We start from the raw sequence: 19,215 nt of genomic DNA, 5'->3' as shown, positions 1-19,215 counted from the left end.
CCCGGGCTGCTGGCGTCTGCGCTCCGGGGGCCAGCGGGGTCACAGCGAGCACAAGGGGAAAGGCGCGCCCAAGAATGCCCTCCCCCTCAAGGGGGGAGGGTTGGGAGGGGGTGAACCCGCAACGCGTGTGAGATGGCGCAGGAGGCGGTATCGCCTCGAGCGCGCCTTCGTCGTCGGCAGCGCACCCACCCCCATCCCGACCCTTCCCCCATCGAGGGGGAAGGGAGAGGCGCGTCGCCCCGCCGCCTAAGGCCGCCGTTCCACCTTCCCGGCCAGGTCGGGGCGGGGGCGTTCGAGCAGGGGCTCGGCGGCCGCGCCCATGTGGATGAAACCGGCGATGCGCTCGCCGGCGCCGACGCCGAACAGGGCCACGGCGTCGGCGTCGTAGCTGTACCAGTCGGTGATCCAGCTGGCGGCGTGGCCAAAGGCGTTGGCCGCGTGCTCCAGGTTCATGCAGACCGCCCCGGCGGACAGCTCCTGCTCCCAGACGGGCACCTTGTGGCCCTCGTCCGGGGTCGAGACGACCAGCACTGTGACCGGCGGCGCGGTCAGCTTGGCGAGGACGGCGCGCGCCTTCCTCGGGTCGGGCTGGCGGTCGGCCAGCGGCTCCAGCTGCGCGGCGATGCCGGCGCGGCTGTCGCGGCCCAGCACCACGAAGCGCCAGGGGAACAGCTTGCCGTGGTCCGGCGTGCGGGCGCCCAGGGTCAGGATCGTCTCCAGCTCGGCCGCCGAGGGGCCAGGGTCGCCGAGCGCCTGGGCCGGGGCGGAGCGGCGGGTGGCGAGGCGGGCCTGCAGCTCGGGCGAGGCGACGGGCGATGGGAGGGTGGCGTCTGTCATGCGGCCTAGCTAGGCGTCGCGGGCCGCTTGCGCCATACCGACCGCATGAGTGCGCACGACGATGATCCGCAGCCCGGCTGGGCCGGGGGGCTGGGCCCCTGGCGGCGCTGGCGTGATGGCGGCGGCGAGACGGTGTTCGAGAACCCCTGGCTGCGGCTGACCCGGCACGCGGCGACCGCCCCCACCGGCGCGCCGGCCGACTATGTGGTGATGCGGCCGCGGAACCTGGCGGCCGGGGTGCTGCCGCTGCACGACGACGGCACGGTGACGCTGGTGGGCCAGCACCGCTTCGCCACCCTGCGCTACTCGTGGGAGATGCCCGAAGGCGGGGTGCCGCCGGGCGAGGATCCGCTGGCCGGGGTGCAGCGCGAGCTGGCCGAGGAGGCCGGTCTGACCGCGGCCCACTGGCGTCAGGTGCTGGAGCTGGAGCTGTCCAACTCCATCACCGACGAACGCGCCCTGTGCTGGCTGGCGTGGGGGCTGTCGCCGGCCCCGGTCGCCCCGGACCCGACCGAGGACCTGCGGATCGTGCGCGTGCCCTTCCTGTCGCTGATCGCCGAGATCGATCGCGGCACGGTGCGCGATGTCATGACGGTGGCGACGGCGCTGAAGGCTCACCACATGGCGCGCGAGGGGCTGCTGCCGGCGTGGCTTTCCCACGGCATGCTCAGCCGGGTAGACTGAGGCGGACTGCAAGGAGCCGTCATGGCCAAACTGGAAGTGATCAGCGCGCGCCGCGGCGTCTGGGCCGAGCTCTACGCCGCCGCCGAGGACGCCGCCCGGCGCGAGCCGCAGCTGGGCTCGCTGCTGCACGCCACGGTGCTGTCGCACCGCGACCTCGCCCATGCGCTGAGCTTCCAGATCGCGCGCAAGCTGGGCGATGCCGAGGTCGGGGCCATGAGCGTACGCGAGACCTGCGAGGCCGCGTTCGCCGCCGATGCCGGCATCGTCGCCGCCGCCGAAGCGGACCTGCAGGCCGTCGCCGAGCGCGATCCGGCCATCAAGTCGCTGATCCAGCCGTTCCTCTACTTCAAGGGCTTCCAGGCGCTGCAGGCGCACCGGGTGGCGCACTGGCTTTGGGGGCAGGGGCGCGAGACCCTGGCGTTCCACTTCCAGAGCCGCATGTCGGAGCTCTTCCAGGTCGACATCCATCCGGCGGCCCGGGTCGGGTCGGGCGTCTTCCTCGACCACGGGACCGGGATCGTTATCGGCGAGACGGCGGTGGTCGGCGACGAGGTGTCGATGCTGCACGGCGTGACCCTCGGCGGCACCGGGGCCGAGCGCGGCGACCGCCACCCCAAGATCGGTCGCGGCGTGCTGCTCGGCGCGGGGGCCAAGGTGCTGGGCAACATCAGCGTCGGGGACCACGCCAAGGTGGCGTCGGGCTCGGTGGTGCTGAAGCCGGTGCCGGCCGGCTGCACCGTCGCCGGGGTGCCCGCGCGGCTGGTCAACTGCCCGACGGACGCCGCCCCGGCCCGCACGATGGACCACACGCTGGCCGACGTGGTCTACGACTTCGTGATCTGAAAGTGCGTCACAGGGTTTATTCGGCGCGTCCGCTTCTCTAGGGTCCCGGCTCGCAAACAAGGAGCCCGAGGTCCCGTGACCGAGTCCGACATTCGCCGCATCGAGAGCCATCTCAAGCGCACCTTCAACACCGGCGGCATCCAGGTGAAGGCGCGCCCGAAGCAGGGCGACTCCGCCGAGGTCTATGTCGGCGACGAGTTCATCGGCGTCGTCTTCAAGGACGAGGACGAGGACGGCTCGTTCATGTTCGAGATGGCCATCCTCGCCGAGGACCTGCCGCCGGCGTAAGCGGTGCGACCCTGCGACGGGGCCCTGCCTTCGATCGCAAACGAAAACGCCGGCCGGGGAGCCTCCCCCGGCCGGCGTCGTCATTTCGGGCCTGTGGCTGACCCTCAGCGCTGGCCGAAGATCATGTCGCCGAGCTTTGCCAGGAAGCCCTTCTTCGGCGCCGGGGCGCGCGGCGCAGGCGCGGCGGCTGGAGCGGGCGCCGGAGCCGGAGCCGGCGTCGGGGCGGGGGCCGCAGCGGCCGGCGCGGGCGCGGGCTTCGGCGCGGGGGCCGGAGCCGCGGCCTTGGGCGCTGCTGCAGCCTTCGGCGCCGCCTTGGCGGCCGGCTTCGCCGCAGCCTTGGGCGCGCTGGCCTTGGCCGGGGTCGTCTTGGCGGCGGGCTTCGGGGCCGTCTTGGCCTTCGGCGCGGCCTTGGCGGCCGGGGCCTTGGCCGGAGCCGCCTTCGCGGCCGGCTTGGCGGCGGCCTTGGGCGCCGCCGCCTTGGCCGCGGGCTTCGCCGCGGTCTTCGTCGCCGGAGCCTTGGCCGGCTTGGCGGCAGCGGCGGCCTTCGCGGCCGGGGCCTTGGCGGCGGCCGGAGCCTTCGGCGCCGTCTTCGGCTTCGCGGCGGTGGATTTCGCAGCCGGCGCCTTGGACGCGGCAGGCTTGGACGTAGTAGGTGATTTGGCCATGTATTCCCCGACCCCTTGTTCGATCCCGGCCCGTCCGCAATCCCCTGCGCGGCTCAGGCCAATGGTTGCATCGATTCGTGATGATAGCGGCGTTTGAGAAATGTCCGAGTCCGCTGTTCAAATAATCGCCCGCGGCCCCCGCGCCGCCGCCGAGGCCGCCGCCGCCCGTCTGGACGCCGACCCGCTGCTGGAGGGCGCGACCTATTCCATCCTCGAGGAGGATGAGGACCGGGGCGTCTGGCGCATCGACGCCTTCCCGACCACCGCCGACGAGGTCGAGGGCGTGGCCGCCCGCCTGCGCGAGGAGCCCGGGCTCGTGGTCACGGTCGAGGATCTGGCCGACGCCGACTGGCTGGCCATGTCCCTGTCGGGCCTGCCGCCGGTCAAGGCCGGCCGCTTCTTCGTTTATGGCGCGCACGATCAGGGGCGCGCCCCGGTCAATGCGGTGCGGCTGAAGATCGACGCGGGCGCCGCCTTCGGCACCGGTCACCACGGCACCACGGTCGGCTGCCTGATCGCCTATGACGAACTGCTCAAGCGCGAGCGCTTCGAGCGGGTGCTCGATGTCGGCTGCGGCACCGGGGTGCTGGCCATCGCGGCGGCCCTGACCGGGGCGGCGGTCGCGGTCGGCACCGACATCGACGCGCCCTCGGTGCGCATCGCCAACGAGAACGCGAAGCTGAACCGGGCGCCGGCCCGGTTCGTCCACGCCTCGGGTCTGAACGACCAGAAGGTCCGCGCCGGGGCGCCCTATGACCTGGTGTTCGCCAACATCCTGGCTCCCCCGCTGGTCGCGCTGGCCCAGGACATCAAGCTGTCGCTGCGGCTCGGCGGCGTGGCCATCCTGAGCGGCCTGCTGCGCACCCAGGAGCGCCGCGTCAGCGCCGCCTATCTGTCGCGCGGCTTCCGGCTGGAGCGCCGCATCCACCGCGACGCCTGGAGTTGCCTGGTCCTGCGCCGGGTCGGTTGAGAGACGAGACGATGCGCCAATCCTTCGACGAGACCACCTCCCGCGACTTCGGGGCGAAGCATCTGCCGCGCGTCCGGGAGCAGATGGCGGCGCAGGGGCTCGACGGCTTCCTCGTGCCGCATGAGGACGAGCATCAGAACGAGTATCTGCCCGACGCCAACGAGCGGCTGGCGTGGCTGACCGGCTTCAGCGGGTCGGCGGGGGCCGCCGTCGTGCTGAAGGATCGCGCCGCCGTGTTCGCCGACGGGCGCTATACGGTCCAGGTCCGGGCCCAGGTTGATGCGGACCAGTTCGAGATCCTCGACCTCGTCGAGGGCGGGGTGCCGGCCTATCTGGAGCGCGCGCCGAAGGGAGCGGTGATCGGTTATGATCCGCGCCTGCACAGTCCGGACGCCCTGACCCGGCTGCAGGCGGCGGCGGCCAGGGCCGGGGCGACCCTCACGCCGGTCGAGACCAACCCGCTGGACGCCGCCTGGGCCGATCGCCCGGCCCAGCCGCAGGCCCCCGTCGTGCCGCACGAGGACCGCTACACCGGCGAGGCCGCGGCGGCGAAGCGCGCCCGCATCGGCGCCGCCGTGGCGGCGGCCGGCGCGGATGTCGCCCTGATCACCGCCCCGGCCTCGATCGCCTGGCTGTTCAACATCCGCGGGGGGGACGTGATCCGCACGCCCCTGCCGCTCGCCCAGGCGCTGCTGGCCGCCGACGGAACGGCGCGACTGTTCCTCGATCCGGCCAAGGCCACCCCGGGGCTGGCCGACTGGCTGGGGACGGCGGTGACGCTGGAGACGCCCGACGCGCTGGAACCGGCGCTGGCGGGCCTCAAGGGGCGCAAGATCCTAGTCGATCCGGGCGTGTCTTCTGCGTGGTATTTCGACCGGCTGGTGGCCGCGGGGGCGGAGGTCGTGCGCGGCATGGACCCCTGCACCCTGCCGCGCGCCACCAAGAACGCGGTGGAGATCGAGGGCGCACGTCAGGCCCACATCCGCGACGGCGCGGCGCTCGCGCGCTTCCTGCACTGGATCGACACCGAGGCGCAGCAGACCCTGCCGGACGAGCGGCAGGTGGCCGAGGCGCTGGAGCGCTTCCGCGAGGCGACCGGGGCGCTGAAGGACCTCAGCTTCGACACCATCGCCGGGGCCGGTCCGAACGGGGCCCTGCCGCACTACAAGCCGGTGACGCGGACCCTGCGGCGCATGGAGCCGGGCTCGTTGCTGCTGGTCGACGGCGGCGGTCAGTATCTCGACGGCACCACGGACGTGACCCGGACCGTCGCGGTCGGGACGCCCTCGGCCGACCAGCGCCGCATGTTCACCCTCGTGCTCAAGGGCCATATCGCCATGGCGGTGGTGCGCTTCCCGGCGGGCACGACCGGGCACCAGATCGACGCCCTGGCCCGCCTGCCGCTGTGGATGCAGGGCTTCGACTACGACCACGGCACCGGACATGGGGTGGGCAGCTATCTCGGCGTCCATGAGGGGCCGCAGCGCATCGCCAAGGCGGTCAACACCCAGCCCCTGCTGCCGGGCATGATCCTGTCGAACGAGCCGGGCTACTATCGCGAGGGCCACTGGGGCATCCGCATCGAGACCCTGCAGGTGGTGACCCCGGCCGAGCCGATCGCCGGCGGCGAGCGCCCGATGCACGGCTTCGAGCAGCTGACGATGGCCCCGCTGGATCGTCGTTTGATCGACGTGGCCCTGCTGACCGCCGACGAACGCGCCTATGTCGACGCCTACCACGCCGAGGTGCTGGCCAAGGTCGGCCCCCTGCTGGACGGCGAGGTGCTGGCCTGGCTGGAGGCCCAGTGCGCGCCGCTGTGAGCTGAACCGGCGGCGTGGTAGACTGCAGGTCGCCATGCTGAACATCAGGAACCCGGAAACAGATCGGCTGGCCAGGGAGCTGGCGCGGCGTCGCGGCGAAAGCCTGACCGAGGCGGTCACTGTCGCGCTGCGCGAGCAGCTGGCGCGCGAGCCCGAGGCGACGGTGCGGAAGACGGCGTCCTTCGAGGAGATCATGGCCACGGTCGAGGAGATCCGCCGGCTGATGCCGCCTGAATTTTTCGAGCAGGAGGATCCCAGCGCCTTCCTCTATGATCCAGACACCGGACTGCCGGCTTGATCGTCGATACGTCGGCGCTGGTTGCTTTGGTCACTGGTGAGCCGGAGGCCGAGCCGTTCCTGCGGCTCCTGCATCGGGCCCGGGTCAGGATGTCGGCCGTGACGCTTTTCGAGTTTGGCATCGTGATCGATCGTCAGAGGAAGCCGGAGGTCGCGGCGGTCGCGGAGCGCCTGCTCAAACAGATCGAGGTGGAGGTCGTGCCGGTCGACATGGCCATGGCTGACGCCGCCCGCGACGGCTATCGCCGTTTCGGCAAGGGCAACCATGCGGCGCGGCTCAACTTCGGCGACTGCTTCGCCTATGCGCTGGCCACGCGGACCGGCGAGCCGCTGCTGTTCAAGGGGCGGGACTTCGCCCTGACGGACGTCCGGCCGGCGGCGTGAGGCGCATCGTCATCACGCTGCTCGCGGCCCTCGCGGCCGCGCCGGCCGAGGCTCAGGGCAGCCCGGGCGCGCGTCTGCCGCGCGAGGTGTTCGATGTCATCCCTCCCGCGGCGCGGGTGCAGGGCGCGCCCGGCCGCATGCGGGTGCTGCAGACCCTCTGTCGTCCCGGCCGGGTGGACTGGGCGCGGCGGCGCATCGTCGACATCGCCGTGCAGGAGTGGGCGGTGTTCGGTTTCCAGACGATCGACGCGACGCAGGTGCGGACCCGCCTGCTGCCGGACGGGGTTGTCGCGGACGTGGCCAATCCGCCGCTGGCGCGGCCGCAGCAGGACCGGCCCCTGATGCGGATCGGTCGGTGGGAAGGCGACCGCCGGCTGGCGGCGACGATCGCCGGCTACTGGAGCGCCACTCCGGACGGGGGCCAGGTGCTGGCCCGCCAGAATCGCCAGTGGCGGGACGGGGAGGGCGAGATCAACTGGGTTCAGCCCTGGTCGGCGGCCTTCGTCAGCTGGGTCATGTGCGAGGCGGGACTGGATCAGCCCGCGGCCTTCGCCCGGGACATCTCGCACCGGGTCTATATCGACCAGGCGATCCGGGCGCGGGACGGCCAGGCGCCGGAGGCGGCCTATGTCGCCCACGACCCCGGCGAGGTGGAGATCGTCCCCGGCGACCTGCTGTGCAACGCCCGCGGCGAAGCGCGCTACGCCACCCTGGCCGACCGGCGGCGCGAGCTGGGCCGCTACGCCCCGACCCACTGCGACATCGTCGTCTCGGTGCAGGACGACCGGCTGGCGGTGATCGGCGGCAATGTCATCAACGGGGTCAGCCTGACCTTGCTGCCGCTGGTGCGGGAGCCCGAGCGTTTCCCGCGGCCGGTCGGGGCGCAGGACCTCGAAGGGGCGCGCACCCTGTTCGCCCATCTGCAGCTGCAGGCGCCGCCCATCGACGGCGACGCCCTGGCCATGTCGCCGACGCTGAGCGCCTTGACCGCCGGCGCGGCGACGCCCACGTCGGAGCCGGAGTCGTCCCCTGACGACGCGGAGGAGGGAGACGCGCCATGAAGACCCGCAAGCTGGGGGGCCACGGCCCCGAGGTGTCCGCCATCGGCCTCGGCTGCATGGGCATGAGCGCTTTCTACGGGCCGACCGACGAGGCGCAGAACGTGGCGGTGCTCGACCGGGCGCTGGAGCTTGGCGTGACCTTCCTCGACACGGCCGAGATCTACGGGCCGCACACCAATGAGGAGCTGCTGGGTCGGGCCCTGAAGGGGCGGCGCGATCAGGTCGTGCTGGCCACCAAGTTCGGCATCAACTGGAACGCTGAGCGCACCGCCCTGTCGATCGACGGCAGCCCCGCCAATGTGCAGCGCGCGGTCGAGGGCAGCCTGAAGCGGCTGGGGACCGAGGTGATCGACCTCTACTACCTGCACCGGGTCGATCCCAACACGCCGGTCGAGGAGACGGTGGGGGCCATGAGCCGGCTGGTCGAGGCCGGCAAGGTCCGCTTCCTCGGCCTGTCGGAGGCGGCGCCCGCCACCCTGCGCCGGGCCCATGCGGTGCATCCGATCACGGCGCTGCAGACCGAATACTCCCTGTGGAGCCGCGATCCCGAGGGCGAGCTGTTCGCCACCTGCCGCGAGCTGGGCGTCGGCTTCGTGCCCTACAGCCCGCTGGGCCGGGGCTTCCTGTCCGGCGAGATCCGCTCGGTCGAGGACCTCGCCGCCGACGACTTCCGGCGCGCCAACCCGCGCTTCCAGGGCGAGAACTTCGAGAAGAACCTCGATCTGGTCGAGGCGGTGAAGGCCATCGCGGCCGACCGCGGCGTCAGCGCCGCCCAGCTGGCCCTGGCCTGGGTGCTGGCCCAGGGCGAGGACCTTGTGCCGATTCCGGGCACCCGGCGGCTGCGGACGCTGGAGGAGAATGGGGCGGCGGCCGACCTCGTCCTGTCGCCGGACGACCTCGCCCGGCTGGAAGCTGTGTTCCCGCGCGACGCCGCCGCCGGTCACCGCTACCACCCCGCCGGCATGGCGGCGCTGGACGGCTGAACGCCGTCACCCTCCGATCAGCGCCAGCCAGTCGTCCTCGCTGAGGACCGTGACGCCGTGTTTCTGGGCCTCGGCCAGCTTGGAGCCGGCCCCGGGACCGGCGACCAGATAGTCGGTCTTCTTCGACACCGAGCCGGACACCTTGGCCCCCAGCGCTTCGGCCCGCGCCTTGGCCTCGTCGCGGGTGAAGCGTTCGAGGCTGCCGGTGAAGACGACCGTCTTGCCGGCGACGGGGGTGTCGGTCTGCGGGCGGGCGGCCGGCAGCACTTCGGACAGTTCGGCGACCAGCGCCGCGACCACCGCCTGATTGTGCGGCTCGTGGAAGAACTCGGCCACGGCGCGGGCGGCGACCGGACCGACGCCGGACACGCCGGCGATGCGGCCGAGCGTCTCCGACGGCCCTTCGTCGCGGGCGACGGCGAGCAGACCGCGCAGGCCCTTCCAGTCAGCGGCAAGCCCGGCGAGGGCGCGCCGGGCCGGAGCCGCGAGCGCGGGCAGGGCGAGGGCGATCTTCTGCTCCAGCGGCGCGTCGGGCCAGGGATCAGCCTCGTGCGGCGTCGCCTCGGCCATCAGGGCCAGCACCCGGGCCGACACGCCCGGCGCGGCGGCGAGCGACGTCCAGGCTGCGGACGGCAGGCCCGCTGCGGCCTCGCGCCCGGCGGCGGCGAAGCCCTCCCAGGTCTCGAACTCGCGGGCCAGCAGCAGCGAGGTCTGCTCGCCGATCTCGCGGATGCCGAGGGCGAAGATCAGCCGCTCGAGGGCGATGGTGCGGCGGGCCTCGATGCCCGCTACGAGGTTGGCGACGCTGGTCTCGCCATAGCCGTCCTCAGCCCGGAGCTCGGCCAGTCGCACCTCGTCCCGGGCCAGCCGGAAGATGTCGGCGGGCTCGCGGAACCAGCCGCGATCGTGGAAGGCGATCAGCTGTTTCTCGCCCAGCCCCTCGATGTCGAAGGCCTTGCGGCCGACGAAATGCTTCAGCCTTTCAACGATCTGGGCCGGACAGATGAGACCGCCGGTGCAGCGGCGGCGGGCCTCGCCCTCCTCGCGCACGGCCTCGGAGCCGCAGGCCGGGCAGTGGGTCGGGAAGGCGAAGGGCAGGGCGCCGGCGGGACGGCGCTCCGGCACGACCGCCACAATCTGCGGGATCACGTCCCCGGCGCGCTGCAGCACGACCGTGTCGCCGATACGCACGTCCTTGCGCGCGATCTCGTCCTCATTGTGCAGGGTGGCGTTGCGCACCACCACGCCGCCGACGGTCACCGGCGCGAGGCGGGCTACCGGGGTCAGGGAGCCGGTGCGGCCGACCTGGATGTCGATGCCCTCCAGCACGGTGGTCGCCTGCTGGGCCGGGAACTTGTGGGCGATGGCCCAGCGGGGACTTCTGGCGACGAAGCCGAGGCGCGCCTGCCAGTCCAGCCGGTCGACCTTGTAGACCACGCCGTCGATGTCATAGCCGAGCCCGGCGCGGTCGGTCTCCAGCGCGCGGTAGACCTGCAGCAGCCCTTCCGCCCCCTCGACCCGGACCGAGCGCGGGTTGGTGGGGAAGCCCCACTCGGCGAGCTTGTCCAGCGCCCCGGCCTGGGAGTCGCTGAAGCCCTCGGCCGGCTCGCCCCAGGCGTAGGCGAAGAAGTTCAGCGGCCGCGTGGCGGTGATCGCCGGGTTCTTCTGGCGCAGCGAGCCGGCGGCGAAGTTACGCGGATTGGCGTAGGTGCGCCGGCCCTCGGCCTCGGCGGCGGCGTTGAAGGCGGCGAAGGCGTCGGTGGGCGCATAGACCTCGCCGCGCACCTCGACCCGCGCCGGCCAGCCCGAGCCCTTCAGGCGCGACGGAATCTGCGCCTCGCCCAGGGTGCGCAGGTTGGCGGTGACGTCCTCGCCGGTGCGGCCGTCGCCGCGCGTAGCGCCCACCTGCAGCACGCCGTCGACATAGAGCAGCGAGGCCGACAGGCCGTCGATCTTGGGCTCGGCCACGAAGGCGATCGGTTCATCCGCCGGCAGCTTCAGGAACCGGGCGATGCGGGCGACGAAGTCGCGCACCTCGTCGTCACTGAAGGCGTTGTCGAGCGACAGCATGGGCACGCCGTGCCGCACCTCGGCGAAGGTCTCCGAGACGCCGGCCCCGATGCGCTGCGACGGTGAGTCCGGCGTCACAAGGTCGGGAAAGCGCGCCTCGATCTCCGCGTGGCGGCGGCGCAGGGCGTCGTAGTCAGCGTCGCTGATCTCCGGCGCATCGCCCTGATAGTAGAGAGCGTCATGGCGGGCGAGGGCCTCGGCCAGGCGGGCCAGTTCGGCCTCGGCCGCCTCGCGGCTCAGGTCGGCGACGGGAGACTCGGTCATCACGTCTGATTAGCCCGGCCGATGCGGGCTTTCGACTCCGATCCGCGCGGCCTAAACAGCGCCCATGACCGCACCTGCCCCCACCGACACCTGGACCGTCGCCGGCCGCACCTTCTCGTCGCGGCTGATCGTCGGCACCGGCAAGTATCGCGACTATGCCCAGAACGCCGCCGCCGCCGAGGCTTCCGGCGCCGAGATCGTCACCGTGGCGGTTCGCCGGGTGAACCTGACCGACCCGACCCAGCCGGTGCTGACCGACTTCCTCGACCCGAAGCGTTACACTTATCTGCCGAATACGGCGGGCTGCTTCACCGGCGAGGACGCGGTGCGCACCCTGCGGCTGGCGCGCGAGGCCGGCGGCTGGACCCTGGTCAAGCTGGAGGTGCTGAGCGACCCGCGCACCCTGTTCCCCGACATGGAGGAGACGCTGCGCGCGCTTAAGCTGCTCGTCGCCGAGGGCTTCGAGGTGATGGTCTACTGCACCGACGACGTGGTCTATGCCCGCAAGCTGGAGGAGGCCGGGGCCGTGGCGGTGATGCCGCTGGGTGCGCCGATCGGCTCGGGTCTGGGGGTGCAGAACCCGGTCAACCTCCGGCTGATTATCGAGCAGGCGAAGGTGCCGGTGCTGGTCGACGCCGGGGTCGGCACGGCGTCGGACGCGGCGGTCGCCATGGAGCTGGGCTGCGACGGGGTGCTGATGAACACCGCCATCGCCGAGGCGCAGAATCCGGTGCTGATGGCCTCGGCCATGAAGCATGCGGTCATCGCCGGGCGCGAGGCCTATCTGGCCGGCCGCATGAAGAAGCGCATGTACGCCGACCCGTCATCGCCGCTGGCCGGCCTGATCTGAGCTTGACACCGGCCGTTTGAGGGCGGACGATGTTCGCCTAATGTTCCGGAGGGGCTGATGCGGGCGTTGACGCCGAGAGGCCGGCTGGCCGTTCTGTTGCTGGCCCTTGCGCTGGCTGTGGTGGTCGGCTGGACGCTGCGGGCAGGGCCGGCGCGGGCGGCGCAGGAGGAAACGGCGATGAGTCACGCGATCGGAGTCTTTCGCCCGCAGCTTACGCCGCGCGGCGAGGGGCAGACGGCCAGTGATCTGACGCTGGACCGGATGGGCCTGACCAAAACCTTCACCGGTGATCTGGAAGCGACCGGCGAAGGTCAGATGCTGACCGGCGCCGCGCCGCAGACCGGGATGCATGTCTATGTGGCGCTGGAGCGGGTCGAGGGGGTGCTGCACGGCCGCCGCGGGGCTTTCCTGCTGGCCCACCGTGGCGTCATGGACCCCAACGGCCAGAACCTGTCGATCGAGATCGTGCCGGGCTCCGGCACAGGTGAGCTTGCCGGGATCGCCGGTGCGCTCGGCCTGCGCATCGTCGACGGCGTGCACCACTATGATCTCGCCTATACCCTGCCGGGCGCCTGACCCGCGTCAGCGCGCCTTCGCGGCGGTGATGGCGGCGTCGATCTCGGATGGCTGGATGCTGCGCGTGGCGCGGCCGTTGACGATGAAGCTGGGCGTGCCCTGCAGGGCCAAGGCGCGGGCGTTGGCGTCGATTTCCGCCACCTGGTCGCGCAGCGCCGCGCTGTCCATGTCCTGACGGGCGCGGACCAGATCAACGCCCGCCTCGGCGAGAATGGCGTCGACCGCATCAGGTGACAGGGCCGGCTCGGCCAGCAGGGCCTGATGGACCGCGAGGTAGCGCCCCTGGCGATGGGCCGCCAGCGCCGCCCGCGCGGCGTAGTCCGACGTCCCGCCGGGCTCGCGGTCGAGGATGGCCCAGTCGCGGAACACGAAGCGCACGTCCGGGTGCCGCTGCATCAGGGCGAGAAACTCCGGCGCCACCGCCTTGCAGCCCGGGCACTGGAAGTCGACGTATTCGATCACGGTGACGGCGGCGTCGGCCGGGCCGAAGGCGGGGTCGCGCGGGTCCACGGCGACCAGCGAGGGATCGGCGGCGATGCGCCGGTCGGTTTCAGCGGCGCCCAGCTCGGCCTGCTGAAGCTGCCGCGCCTGCATCATCTCGTCGAGCACGCCCGGATTGGCCAGCAGCCAGCCGCGCACCCGGTCCTCGAAGCCCAGCTGACCGCCTACGGCCACGACGAGGGCCACGGCGCCGAGCACCGGGCCTGCCCAGGTCAGCAGCCGCGCCCCAAGGGCTCCCCGGGCGCCGGAGTCAGGGGCGGCAGGCGGCGTCGGGGCGTCGGTCATGGGGGGCTTTCGAAGCGAGGAGATCAGTTGCGGGCGCGGCGACGGTCGAGGTCGGCCAGATCCTCGGGGGTGGCCCCCGACGCCAGCACGATATCGACGGCGCGGCGCCATTCGGGGGTGCCGGGCTCCAGCATGGCGCGGGCGCGCAGGGCGAACTGCACCGCCTGCTCCTCCTGTCCCAGCGAGAAGGCGTACTCGGCCGAAGCCAGACGCGCCTCGCCCTCGCGGCCCTGGGCGGCGTAGGCCTGTCCCAGCAGGCGCCAGGCCAGGGGATTGTCGTTCTCGCGCGCGGCCGCGAGCTTCAGCTGGTCGATGGCGTCGTCCAGCCGGGTCGGGTCGTTGGTCTCGATCAGGGCGTGGGCCAGGTTGATGCGCAGCAGCGGCGCCTCAGGCATCAGACGCACGGCCTCGCGGTGCGCCTCGACCGCCTCCAGCGGGCGGCTTTCCTCGAACAGGATCTGGCCGCGCAGCTCGTGGAAGAAGGGGTTGTCGGGGTCGCCGGCGATCAGCTCGTCGACCGCCGTCAGGGCCCGCTCGGTGCGGCCGTCGCGGTACCAGGCGATGGCCCGGGCGTAGCGCGCCGGCAGCGAGGTGTCCGACATCGGATAGGCCCGGTAGGTGTAGGTCGGCTGGTCGAGGAAGGCGCGGATCTTGGCCAGCATCAGGGCGTGCTGGGCCATGCGCTCGGGACTGTCCCGCCGCTCGTAGTTGGAGGCGGCCATGACCGGCCGGCGCAGGGCCTCGATGCGGTCCGAGGACAGGGGGTGGCTGCGGAAATAGGGGAAGCGGCGCGCGTCGGAGAAGACTTCCTGGGCGCGGAAGTTCTCGAAGAACTCAACGAGACCCCGCCCGGATTCGCCGGCGGCCTCCAGCGCCCGGGCGCCGGTCAGGTCGGCCTCGCCCTCCTGGCTCTGCAGATATCGCAGGGCGCCGAGGGTGCCGAAGTACTGGCTGGAGCCGATCAGGGCCACGCCGGCGTCGGGCGCTCCGGCGGCGATGGCCAGGGCCCCCAGCGCCATGCTGACGAGGAAGGGCTGGCGCGCCGCGTCGGCGGCGCCGTCACGCAGGGTGTGGCGGTTCTTGATGTGCCCGCCCTCGTGGGCGATCACCCCGAGCAGCTGGTTGGGGGTGTCGGTCTCGAGGATCAGGCCGGTGTGCAGCCCCATGATCCGCCCGCGCGTGGCGAAGGCGTTGAGGCTGGGGTCATTGATCAGCAGGATCTCGACGTCGGCCGGGATCAGGCCCATGGCCGAGAGCACCGGATCGGACCATTCGCGAATGATGGCCTCGACCTCGGTGTCGCGAATGATGCTCTGGGCGGCGGCCGGGGCGGGCGCAAGCAGGGCGGCGGCGACCGCGAGGGCGACGCCGAGCGGTGCGGCGGCCCGGCGCAGGGGCGTCGTCGTTCGGGACAGCCAGGTCATGGCGATCTCCTGTTCGCGTCGATCTCCCCGCCACCGGGCGTCAGACTAGACCGAAACCCGCGGGGTTGGACACTGCCCACCTCATCGCAGATTTCGGTCCGGTTTAAGGCGATCGTCGCGATCAGCGACGCCACCAACCGCGCTTCGGCTTGGGCGGCGGGGCGGTGATCTGGGCCGGATCGGCTGCGACCAGTTCGGCCACATCGACGACCGGCTGGGCTTCAGGCTCGGGCGCAGTCTCCGGCGCCGGCGCGGGTTCCGGAGCAGCCTCGACGACCGGGACGGGAACTTCCGCTTCCGGCTCCGGCTCCGGCGCGTCGATGACAGCCTCGACGGCGGCCTCGACGGCGACGTCCTCGATCACGGTCTCCTCGGCCACCACGGGTGTGGCGGCGGCCTTGCGGCGCACGCGACGGCGTTGCGGCTCCGGCGGCAGGGCCGGAGCCCCGGCCTCGACCGGCTCGGCTGCAGCCTCGGTCACCGCGTCCGTCGCCGGGGCCTGATCGTCCCCGGTCTCTACCGCGCCGTCGCCGGCGATGGCGACGCGATCGCCGCCGCGCCCACGACCGCGACGACGGCGACGACGGCCGCCGCGCTCCTCGCGTTCGCCCTCCACAGCGGTCGCGGCGACCGCCTCGGCCGGTTCGCGCGCCGGCTGGGCTGGGGGCAGGTCGTCGAGCGCCGCCTGCGGGTTCAGCGGGTCGAACCAGATGTAAGGCTGGTCGAGCGAGGGCGTGCGGCCCCGCACCCAGGTGTAGACATCGCGGTCGCCGTCCTCGCGAATGCGACGGCCGCCACGACGGCCCCGGCGACGGCGACGGCCGGCCTCGTCATCCTCGTCGGTGTCGACGGGCGCGGCCTCGACCTCTTCCTCGTCACGACGGCCGCCACGACGGCGGCGCCGGCGACGGCGGCCCGCGTCGTCGCCGGTGCGGGCCTCGCGCGCGGCCGGACGATCGTCGTTGTCGTCGTCCTCGTCGCCGTCCTCATCCGACAGCTCTTCGTCCTCGTCCTCGGCGTCATCGTCGAAGTCGAGGTCGGGCAGGTCGGACTCGGGCAGGGCGGCGATCTCGGCGTCGAGATCGATTTCCGGCGGCACGAATTCCTCGTCGGTTTCCAGCCGGTCGATGGCGTGTTCGCCCTGGCTCAGGGCGTCGTCGATCATGACCACGACCTCGAGGCCACGGCGCTCCAGCAGGCGCTGCAGATGGCTGCGCTTGTGGTTGAGGATGTAGAGGGCGACCGCGGTCGGCACCTTCAGGTTGACCAGCCCCGCTCCGTTCTTGCCGACCTCGATGTCGATGGCGCGCAGGGCGGTGAGGGCGGCGGATTCGGCCGAGCGCACGCGCCCGGCCCCGTTGCAGTGGGAACAGACCTCGGTGGCGCCCTCGATCACGCCGAGGCGGCGACGCTGGCGGCTGATCTCCATCAGACCGAAGGACGAGATCTTGCCCATCTGGATGCGGGCGCGATCCGCCGCGAGGGCGTCCTTGAGCGCCTTCTCGACAGCGCGGTTGTTCTTCGACTCCTCCATGTCGATGAAGTCGATGACGATCAGGCCGGCCAGGTCGCGCAGGCGCAGCTGGCGCGCCGCCTCGACGGCGGCCTCGAGGTTGGTCTTGGTCGCCGTGGCCTCGACGTTGCGCTCCTTGGTGGCGCGCCCGGAGTTGACGTCGATCGCGACCAGCGCCTCGGTCTGGTTGATGACCAGATAGCCGCCCGACTTCAGCGGCACGACCGGCTGGTGGATCTGGTGCAGGATCTCCTCGATGCCATTGGCCGCGAACAGCGGCTTGGCTCCGCGGTAGAGGTGCACCTTGGAGGCCTGGGACGGCATCAGCACGCGCATGAAGTCGCGCGCCTGCTTCCAGCCCTCGACGCCCTCGACCTGGATGCCGTCGAAGTCCTTGTCGAACATGTCGCGCACGGCGCGACGGACGAGGTTCTCTTCCTCGTAGATCAGCGACGGGGCGTGGGACTTGAGGGTCGTCTCGCGGATCGTCTCCCACAGGCGCAGCAGATACTCGTAATCCCGCTTGATCTCCGCCTTGGTGCGCTTGGCCCCGGCCGTGCGGATGATCAGGCCCATGCCGGCCGGGACTTCAAGGCTGGCTGCGGCGGCCTTCAGGCGCTTGCGGTCGGCGGCGTTGGTGATCTTGCGGCTGATGCCCCCGCCCTTGCCGGTGTTGGGCATGAGCACGCAGTACCGGCCGGCCAACGACAGCCAGGTGGTCAGGGCCGCGCCCTTGGCCCCGCGCTCATCCTTGACCACCTGCACCAGCAGGATCTGCCGGCGCTTGATGACGTCCTGGATCTTGTAGCGCCGCATCAGGCGGCGCTTGAGGCGCTCTTCGTCGGCAAGCCGGCCCTCGGTGTCGGCCTCGTCGTCGAGGCTTTCGCGGCCGAGGTCGTCCTCGTCCTCGTCATCGCCGGCCTCGGCCATGATGGCTTCGCGGTCGGCGACGGGGATCTGATAGTAGTCCGGGTGGATTTCGTTGAACGCCAGGAAGCCGTGGCGATTGCCGCCATACTCCACGAAAGCCGCCTGCAGGCTGGGCTCTACGCGAGTGACCTTGGCGAGATAGATATTGCCGCGCAGCTGCCGCCGCGCGCGGGACTCAAAGTCGAATTCCTCGACCTGGCGGCCGTCCACGATGGCGACGCGCGACTCTTCCGCGTGCGCCGCATCGATCAACATGATCTTTGACATCAGAAGTCTCTCTCTGGCGCGCCTGCCCGAACCCGGTCCAGGGCTCAACGGCGGCTCGCCGAATGGGGGTGAGAGGCCAGGCGCGCGCGAACCCGTCGCCGCGGGGGGCGAGGGCGGTCTCAGGGAACCGGAAGGAGGCGCAGCCGTGAAGGCCCATGGTCGTCTTCATTCCTGGGCCCGCGGCGCGCCCCCGACGGGGGCGACGGTCCGCTCGGCCCGGCGAAACGAGGGATCAGATCGATCCGTCGCCCCGCAGAATTGGTCGGATAGCGAATGTCCGGGGTCGGGGGCGGCCGCAGTCGGGCCGCTCGAACCTGAACGGCGCGAGCATAGTGCGGACCGCTGCAGATGAAAAGCGCGTGACGCTTAACCCATTTCTCACGCCGCTCTGGCACGGTGATCGCAACAAATAATGGTGGTCGTGCGGTCAAGGACATGAAGGGCCTTCTGCAGAGTCTGGGCGCGCTGGTGCGCCGTCGGCGCCTCGCGCTGGCGGCCGGACTGGCGTTCGCCGCCGCCGCGCTGACGGCCGGGCAGGGCCTGGCTTCCGGCGCCGCCGGGGATGTCCTCGGCCTGCGGCTGGGCGGAGACGCCCAGCGAACCCGCATCGTGCTGGATCTGGACCGTCGCGCCGAGGGGCGGGTGGTCGAGGACGGGCGCAGCGGCCGCCTGGTGCTGGACCTGTCCGGCGTGACGCCGCCGTCGCGCATCGATGGCCGCGGCCGCGGCCTTGTCCGGGACTATGCGGTCACAGGTCGCGGTGCGACCGCGCGGGTCGAGATCGCCCTGACCGGGGCCGTCGAGGTCGAGCGCCGCTTCCTGCTGCCGCCCGGCGACGGCGTGACCCACTACCGCTATGTCGTGGATGTCCGCGCCAATGGCCGGGCCGTGGCTGCGGAAGCGCCCGCCCGCGCCGCCCGTGCGCCGGCCCGGGCCGAACGCCCCCTGGTGGTGATCGACGCCGGTCACGGCGGTCGCGACCCCGGCGCGCTCGGGGCCCACGCCCGGGAGTCCGACATCACCCTCGCGGCGGCCCGTGAGCTGGCGCAGATTCTCGAGCGGACGGGCCGGTACCGTGTGCGCCTGACCCGCAGCGACAACACCTACGTCGACCTGTACCGCCGCGTGGCGATCGCCCGTCAGGCTGACGCCGACCTCTTCATCTCGCTGCACGCCGACGCCGGTTCGGACCCGGCCACCCGGGGGGCCAGCGTCTACACCCTGTCAGAACAGGGCGCCGGCCGCGCCGTGCGCGAGTTCACCGGCCGCGACGACTGGCACCGCGAACTGCATCTGCCGGGCCGGGATCCGTCCGTCGACCGCATCCTGCTCGACATCACCCAGCGTACGACGCAGAACCGCTCGGCGCGTTTCGCCCGGTCGCTGCTGGGCGAGATCGAGCGCGTTGATCATCCGCTGCTCCGTCGCAGCCATCGCGACGCCGGTCTGGCCGTGCTGCTCGCGCCTGACGTTCCGGCGGTGCTGCTGGAGATGGGCTTCATCACCAATCCCGAGGATGAGCGCGCCCTGACCGACGCCCGTCAGCGGCGGCGTCTGATGGAAGCGGTGAGTCGCGGCATCGATCGCTATTTCGCCGGCGGCGGGGACATCCAGCTGGCCGCCAACGCCCCCAGCGCGGGCAGCCCCTAGACCGACGACCGGCGTTCGCCCGACGGGCCTTTGCGCCGTCGCCGACGCGGGCT

At 72.1% G+C, this 19,215-nt stretch carries 18 protein-coding genes; 12 read left to right on the top strand and 6 right to left on the bottom strand.

All coding sequences use genetic code 11. The features are described from left to right. Window positions 1–246: 246 nt before the first annotated feature. Window positions 247–837 carry a nitroreductase gene (locus VGN74_RS02380; protein WP_327445754.1) on the bottom strand — a complete coding sequence of 197 codons (591 nt, stop codon included), beginning with the start codon at window positions 835–837 and terminating at the stop codon, window positions 247–249. A 45-nt stretch (window positions 838–882) separates the two neighbouring features. Here VGN74_RS02380 and VGN74_RS02375 point away from each other — a divergent pair, with 45 nt between their 5' ends. The 3 genes from VGN74_RS02375 (at window position 883) to VGN74_RS02365 (ending at window position 2,652) form a co-directional block, all read left to right on the top strand. Further along, window positions 883–1,521, top strand: coding sequence for an NUDIX hydrolase (locus VGN74_RS02375; RefSeq protein WP_327445753.1), 639 nt, complete (start codon window positions 883–885; stop codon window positions 1,519–1,521). A 21-nt stretch (window positions 1,522–1,542) separates the two neighbouring features. After that, window positions 1,543–2,364 (top strand): serine O-acetyltransferase, encoded by an 822-nt coding sequence (cysE, locus tag VGN74_RS02370; protein ID WP_327445752.1) that lies wholly within the window; start codon window positions 1,543–1,545, stop codon window positions 2,362–2,364. A gap of 75 nt (window positions 2,365–2,439) precedes the next feature. After that, window positions 2,440–2,652 carry a DUF3126 family protein gene (locus VGN74_RS02365; protein ID WP_298278739.1) on the top strand — a complete coding sequence of 71 codons (213 nt, stop codon included), beginning with the start codon at window positions 2,440–2,442 and terminating at the stop codon, window positions 2,650–2,652. A 104-nt stretch (window positions 2,653–2,756) separates the two neighbouring features. Here the strand turns inward: VGN74_RS02365 and VGN74_RS02360 are convergent, their stop codons facing one another. Then, complete coding sequence (locus tag VGN74_RS02360) at window positions 2,757–3,317, bottom strand: hypothetical protein (RefSeq protein ID WP_327445751.1); 561 nt, start codon at window positions 3,315–3,317, stop codon at window positions 2,757–2,759. 100 nt (window positions 3,318–3,417) lie between these two features. On the opposite strand from VGN74_RS02360, the gene VGN74_RS02355 reads away from it, so the two are divergent. Genes VGN74_RS02355 through VGN74_RS02330 form a run of 6 tightly spaced genes read left to right on the top strand, consistent with a single transcriptional unit; the run spans window position 3,418 to window position 8,832 of the window. Beyond that, entirely contained in the window at window positions 3,418–4,287 is an 870-nt protein-coding gene (locus VGN74_RS02355) for a 50S ribosomal protein L11 methyltransferase (RefSeq protein ID WP_327445750.1), read from the top strand. Between the two features lie 11 nt (window positions 4,288–4,298). After that, on the top strand, window positions 4,299–6,107 hold the full coding sequence (locus tag VGN74_RS02350; protein WP_327445749.1) for an aminopeptidase P family protein: 1,809 nt from the start codon (window positions 4,299–4,301) through the stop codon (window positions 6,105–6,107). Between the two features lie 34 nt (window positions 6,108–6,141). Beyond that, window positions 6,142–6,405, top strand: coding sequence for a type II toxin-antitoxin system VapB family antitoxin (locus tag VGN74_RS02345; RefSeq protein ID WP_327445748.1), 264 nt, complete (start codon window positions 6,142–6,144; stop codon window positions 6,403–6,405). After that, window positions 6,402–6,788, top strand: coding sequence for a type II toxin-antitoxin system VapC family toxin (locus VGN74_RS02340; protein WP_327445747.1), 387 nt, complete (start codon window positions 6,402–6,404; stop codon window positions 6,786–6,788). The genes VGN74_RS02345 and VGN74_RS02340 overlap by 4 nt, the downstream gene beginning before the upstream one ends. After that, window positions 6,785–7,849 (top strand): DUF2272 domain-containing protein, encoded by a 1,065-nt coding sequence (locus VGN74_RS02335; protein ID WP_327445746.1) that lies wholly within the window; start codon window positions 6,785–6,787, stop codon window positions 7,847–7,849. Before VGN74_RS02340 ends, VGN74_RS02335 begins: the two co-directional genes overlap by 4 nt. After that, window positions 7,846–8,832 carry an aldo/keto reductase gene (locus VGN74_RS02330; RefSeq protein WP_327445745.1) on the top strand — a complete coding sequence of 329 codons (987 nt, stop codon included), beginning with the start codon at window positions 7,846–7,848 and terminating at the stop codon, window positions 8,830–8,832. The genes VGN74_RS02335 and VGN74_RS02330 overlap by 4 nt, the downstream gene beginning before the upstream one ends. Before the next feature lie 6 nt (window positions 8,833–8,838). Here the strand turns inward: VGN74_RS02330 and ligA are convergent, their stop codons facing one another. After that, the gene (ligA, locus tag VGN74_RS02325) at window positions 8,839–11,166 is read right to left on the bottom strand and encodes an NAD-dependent DNA ligase LigA (RefSeq protein ID WP_327445744.1); all 2,328 of its coding nucleotides are present in this window, start codon (window positions 11,164–11,166) and stop codon (window positions 8,839–8,841) included. 64 nt (window positions 11,167–11,230) lie between these two features. On the opposite strand from ligA, the gene VGN74_RS02320 reads away from it, so the two are divergent. Both VGN74_RS02320 and VGN74_RS02315 read left to right on the top strand, forming a co-directional pair. After that, the gene (locus VGN74_RS02320) at window positions 11,231–12,016 is read left to right on the top strand and encodes a thiazole synthase (RefSeq protein WP_327445743.1); all 786 of its coding nucleotides are present in this window, start codon (window positions 11,231–11,233) and stop codon (window positions 12,014–12,016) included. Window positions 12,017–12,073: 57 nt separating this feature from the next. After that, a complete protein-coding gene (locus tag VGN74_RS02315; RefSeq protein ID WP_327445742.1) occupies window positions 12,074–12,592 on the top strand; it encodes a DUF3224 domain-containing protein in 519 nt (172 codons plus the stop codon). A gap of 6 nt (window positions 12,593–12,598) precedes the next feature. Here VGN74_RS02315 and VGN74_RS02310 read toward each other — a convergent pair whose 3' ends face one another. The 3 genes from VGN74_RS02310 to VGN74_RS02300 form a co-directional block, all read right to left on the bottom strand. Further along, window positions 12,599–13,378 (bottom strand): thioredoxin domain-containing protein, encoded by a 780-nt coding sequence (locus tag VGN74_RS02310; protein WP_327445741.1) that lies wholly within the window; start codon window positions 13,376–13,378, stop codon window positions 12,599–12,601. Between the two features lie 23 nt (window positions 13,379–13,401). Continuing rightward, window positions 13,402–14,802: a M48 family metalloprotease gene (locus VGN74_RS02305; protein ID WP_327445740.1), complete on the bottom strand. Its 1,401-nt coding sequence runs from the start codon at window positions 14,800–14,802 to the stop codon at window positions 13,402–13,404. A gap of 121 nt (window positions 14,803–14,923) precedes the next feature. Then, window positions 14,924–17,512: a ribonuclease E/G gene (locus tag VGN74_RS02300; protein WP_327445739.1), complete on the bottom strand. Its 2,589-nt coding sequence runs from the start codon at window positions 17,510–17,512 to the stop codon at window positions 14,924–14,926. 435 nt (window positions 17,513–17,947) lie between these two features. Between VGN74_RS02300 and VGN74_RS02295 the strand changes: the two genes are divergently transcribed. Then, entirely contained in the window at window positions 17,948–19,162 is a 1,215-nt protein-coding gene (locus VGN74_RS02295; RefSeq protein WP_327445738.1) for an N-acetylmuramoyl-L-alanine amidase, read from the top strand. The last annotated feature ends 53 nt before the right edge of the window (window positions 19,163–19,215 follow it).

The organism is Brevundimonas sp. (genome assembly GCF_035998205.1).
GTDB lineage: Bacteria > Pseudomonadota > Alphaproteobacteria > Caulobacterales > Caulobacteraceae > Brevundimonas.
Note: the sequence above shows the minus strand (reverse complement) of the source record. Positions and strands in the feature narration are given on the sequence as shown.

Coding starts and splice junctions, on each gene's coding strand:
- VGN74_RS02380 (WP_327445754.1), bottom strand. CDS start 837: ATGACAGACGCCACCCTCCCATCGCCCGTCGCCTCGCCCGAGCTGCAG.
- VGN74_RS02375 (WP_327445753.1), top strand. CDS start 883: ATGAGTGCGCACGACGATGATCCGCAGCCCGGCTGGGCCGGGGGGCTG.
- cysE (WP_327445752.1), top strand. CDS start 1,543: ATGGCCAAACTGGAAGTGATCAGCGCGCGCCGCGGCGTCTGGGCCGAG.
- VGN74_RS02360 (WP_327445751.1), bottom strand. CDS start 3,317: ATGGCCAAATCACCTACTACGTCCAAGCCTGCCGCGTCCAAGGCGCCG.
- VGN74_RS02355 (WP_327445750.1), top strand. CDS start 3,418: ATGTCCGAGTCCGCTGTTCAAATAATCGCCCGCGGCCCCCGCGCCGCC.
- VGN74_RS02350 (WP_327445749.1), top strand. CDS start 4,299: ATGCGCCAATCCTTCGACGAGACCACCTCCCGCGACTTCGGGGCGAAG.
- VGN74_RS02345 (WP_327445748.1), top strand. CDS start 6,142: ATGCTGAACATCAGGAACCCGGAAACAGATCGGCTGGCCAGGGAGCTG.
- VGN74_RS02330 (WP_327445745.1), top strand. CDS start 7,846: ATGAAGACCCGCAAGCTGGGGGGCCACGGCCCCGAGGTGTCCGCCATC.
- ligA (WP_327445744.1), bottom strand. CDS start 11,166: ATGACCGAGTCTCCCGTCGCCGACCTGAGCCGCGAGGCGGCCGAGGCC.
- VGN74_RS02320 (WP_327445743.1), top strand. CDS start 11,231: ATGACCGCACCTGCCCCCACCGACACCTGGACCGTCGCCGGCCGCACC.
- VGN74_RS02315 (WP_327445742.1), top strand. CDS start 12,074: ATGCGGGCGTTGACGCCGAGAGGCCGGCTGGCCGTTCTGTTGCTGGCC.
- VGN74_RS02310 (WP_327445741.1), bottom strand. CDS start 13,378: ATGACCGACGCCCCGACGCCGCCTGCCGCCCCTGACTCCGGCGCCCGG.
- VGN74_RS02305 (WP_327445740.1), bottom strand. CDS start 14,802: ATGACCTGGCTGTCCCGAACGACGACGCCCCTGCGCCGGGCCGCCGCA.
- VGN74_RS02300 (WP_327445739.1), bottom strand. CDS start 17,512: ATGTCAAAGATCATGTTGATCGATGCGGCGCACGCGGAAGAGTCGCGC.
- VGN74_RS02295 (WP_327445738.1), top strand. CDS start 17,948: ATGAAGGGCCTTCTGCAGAGTCTGGGCGCGCTGGTGCGCCGTCGGCGC.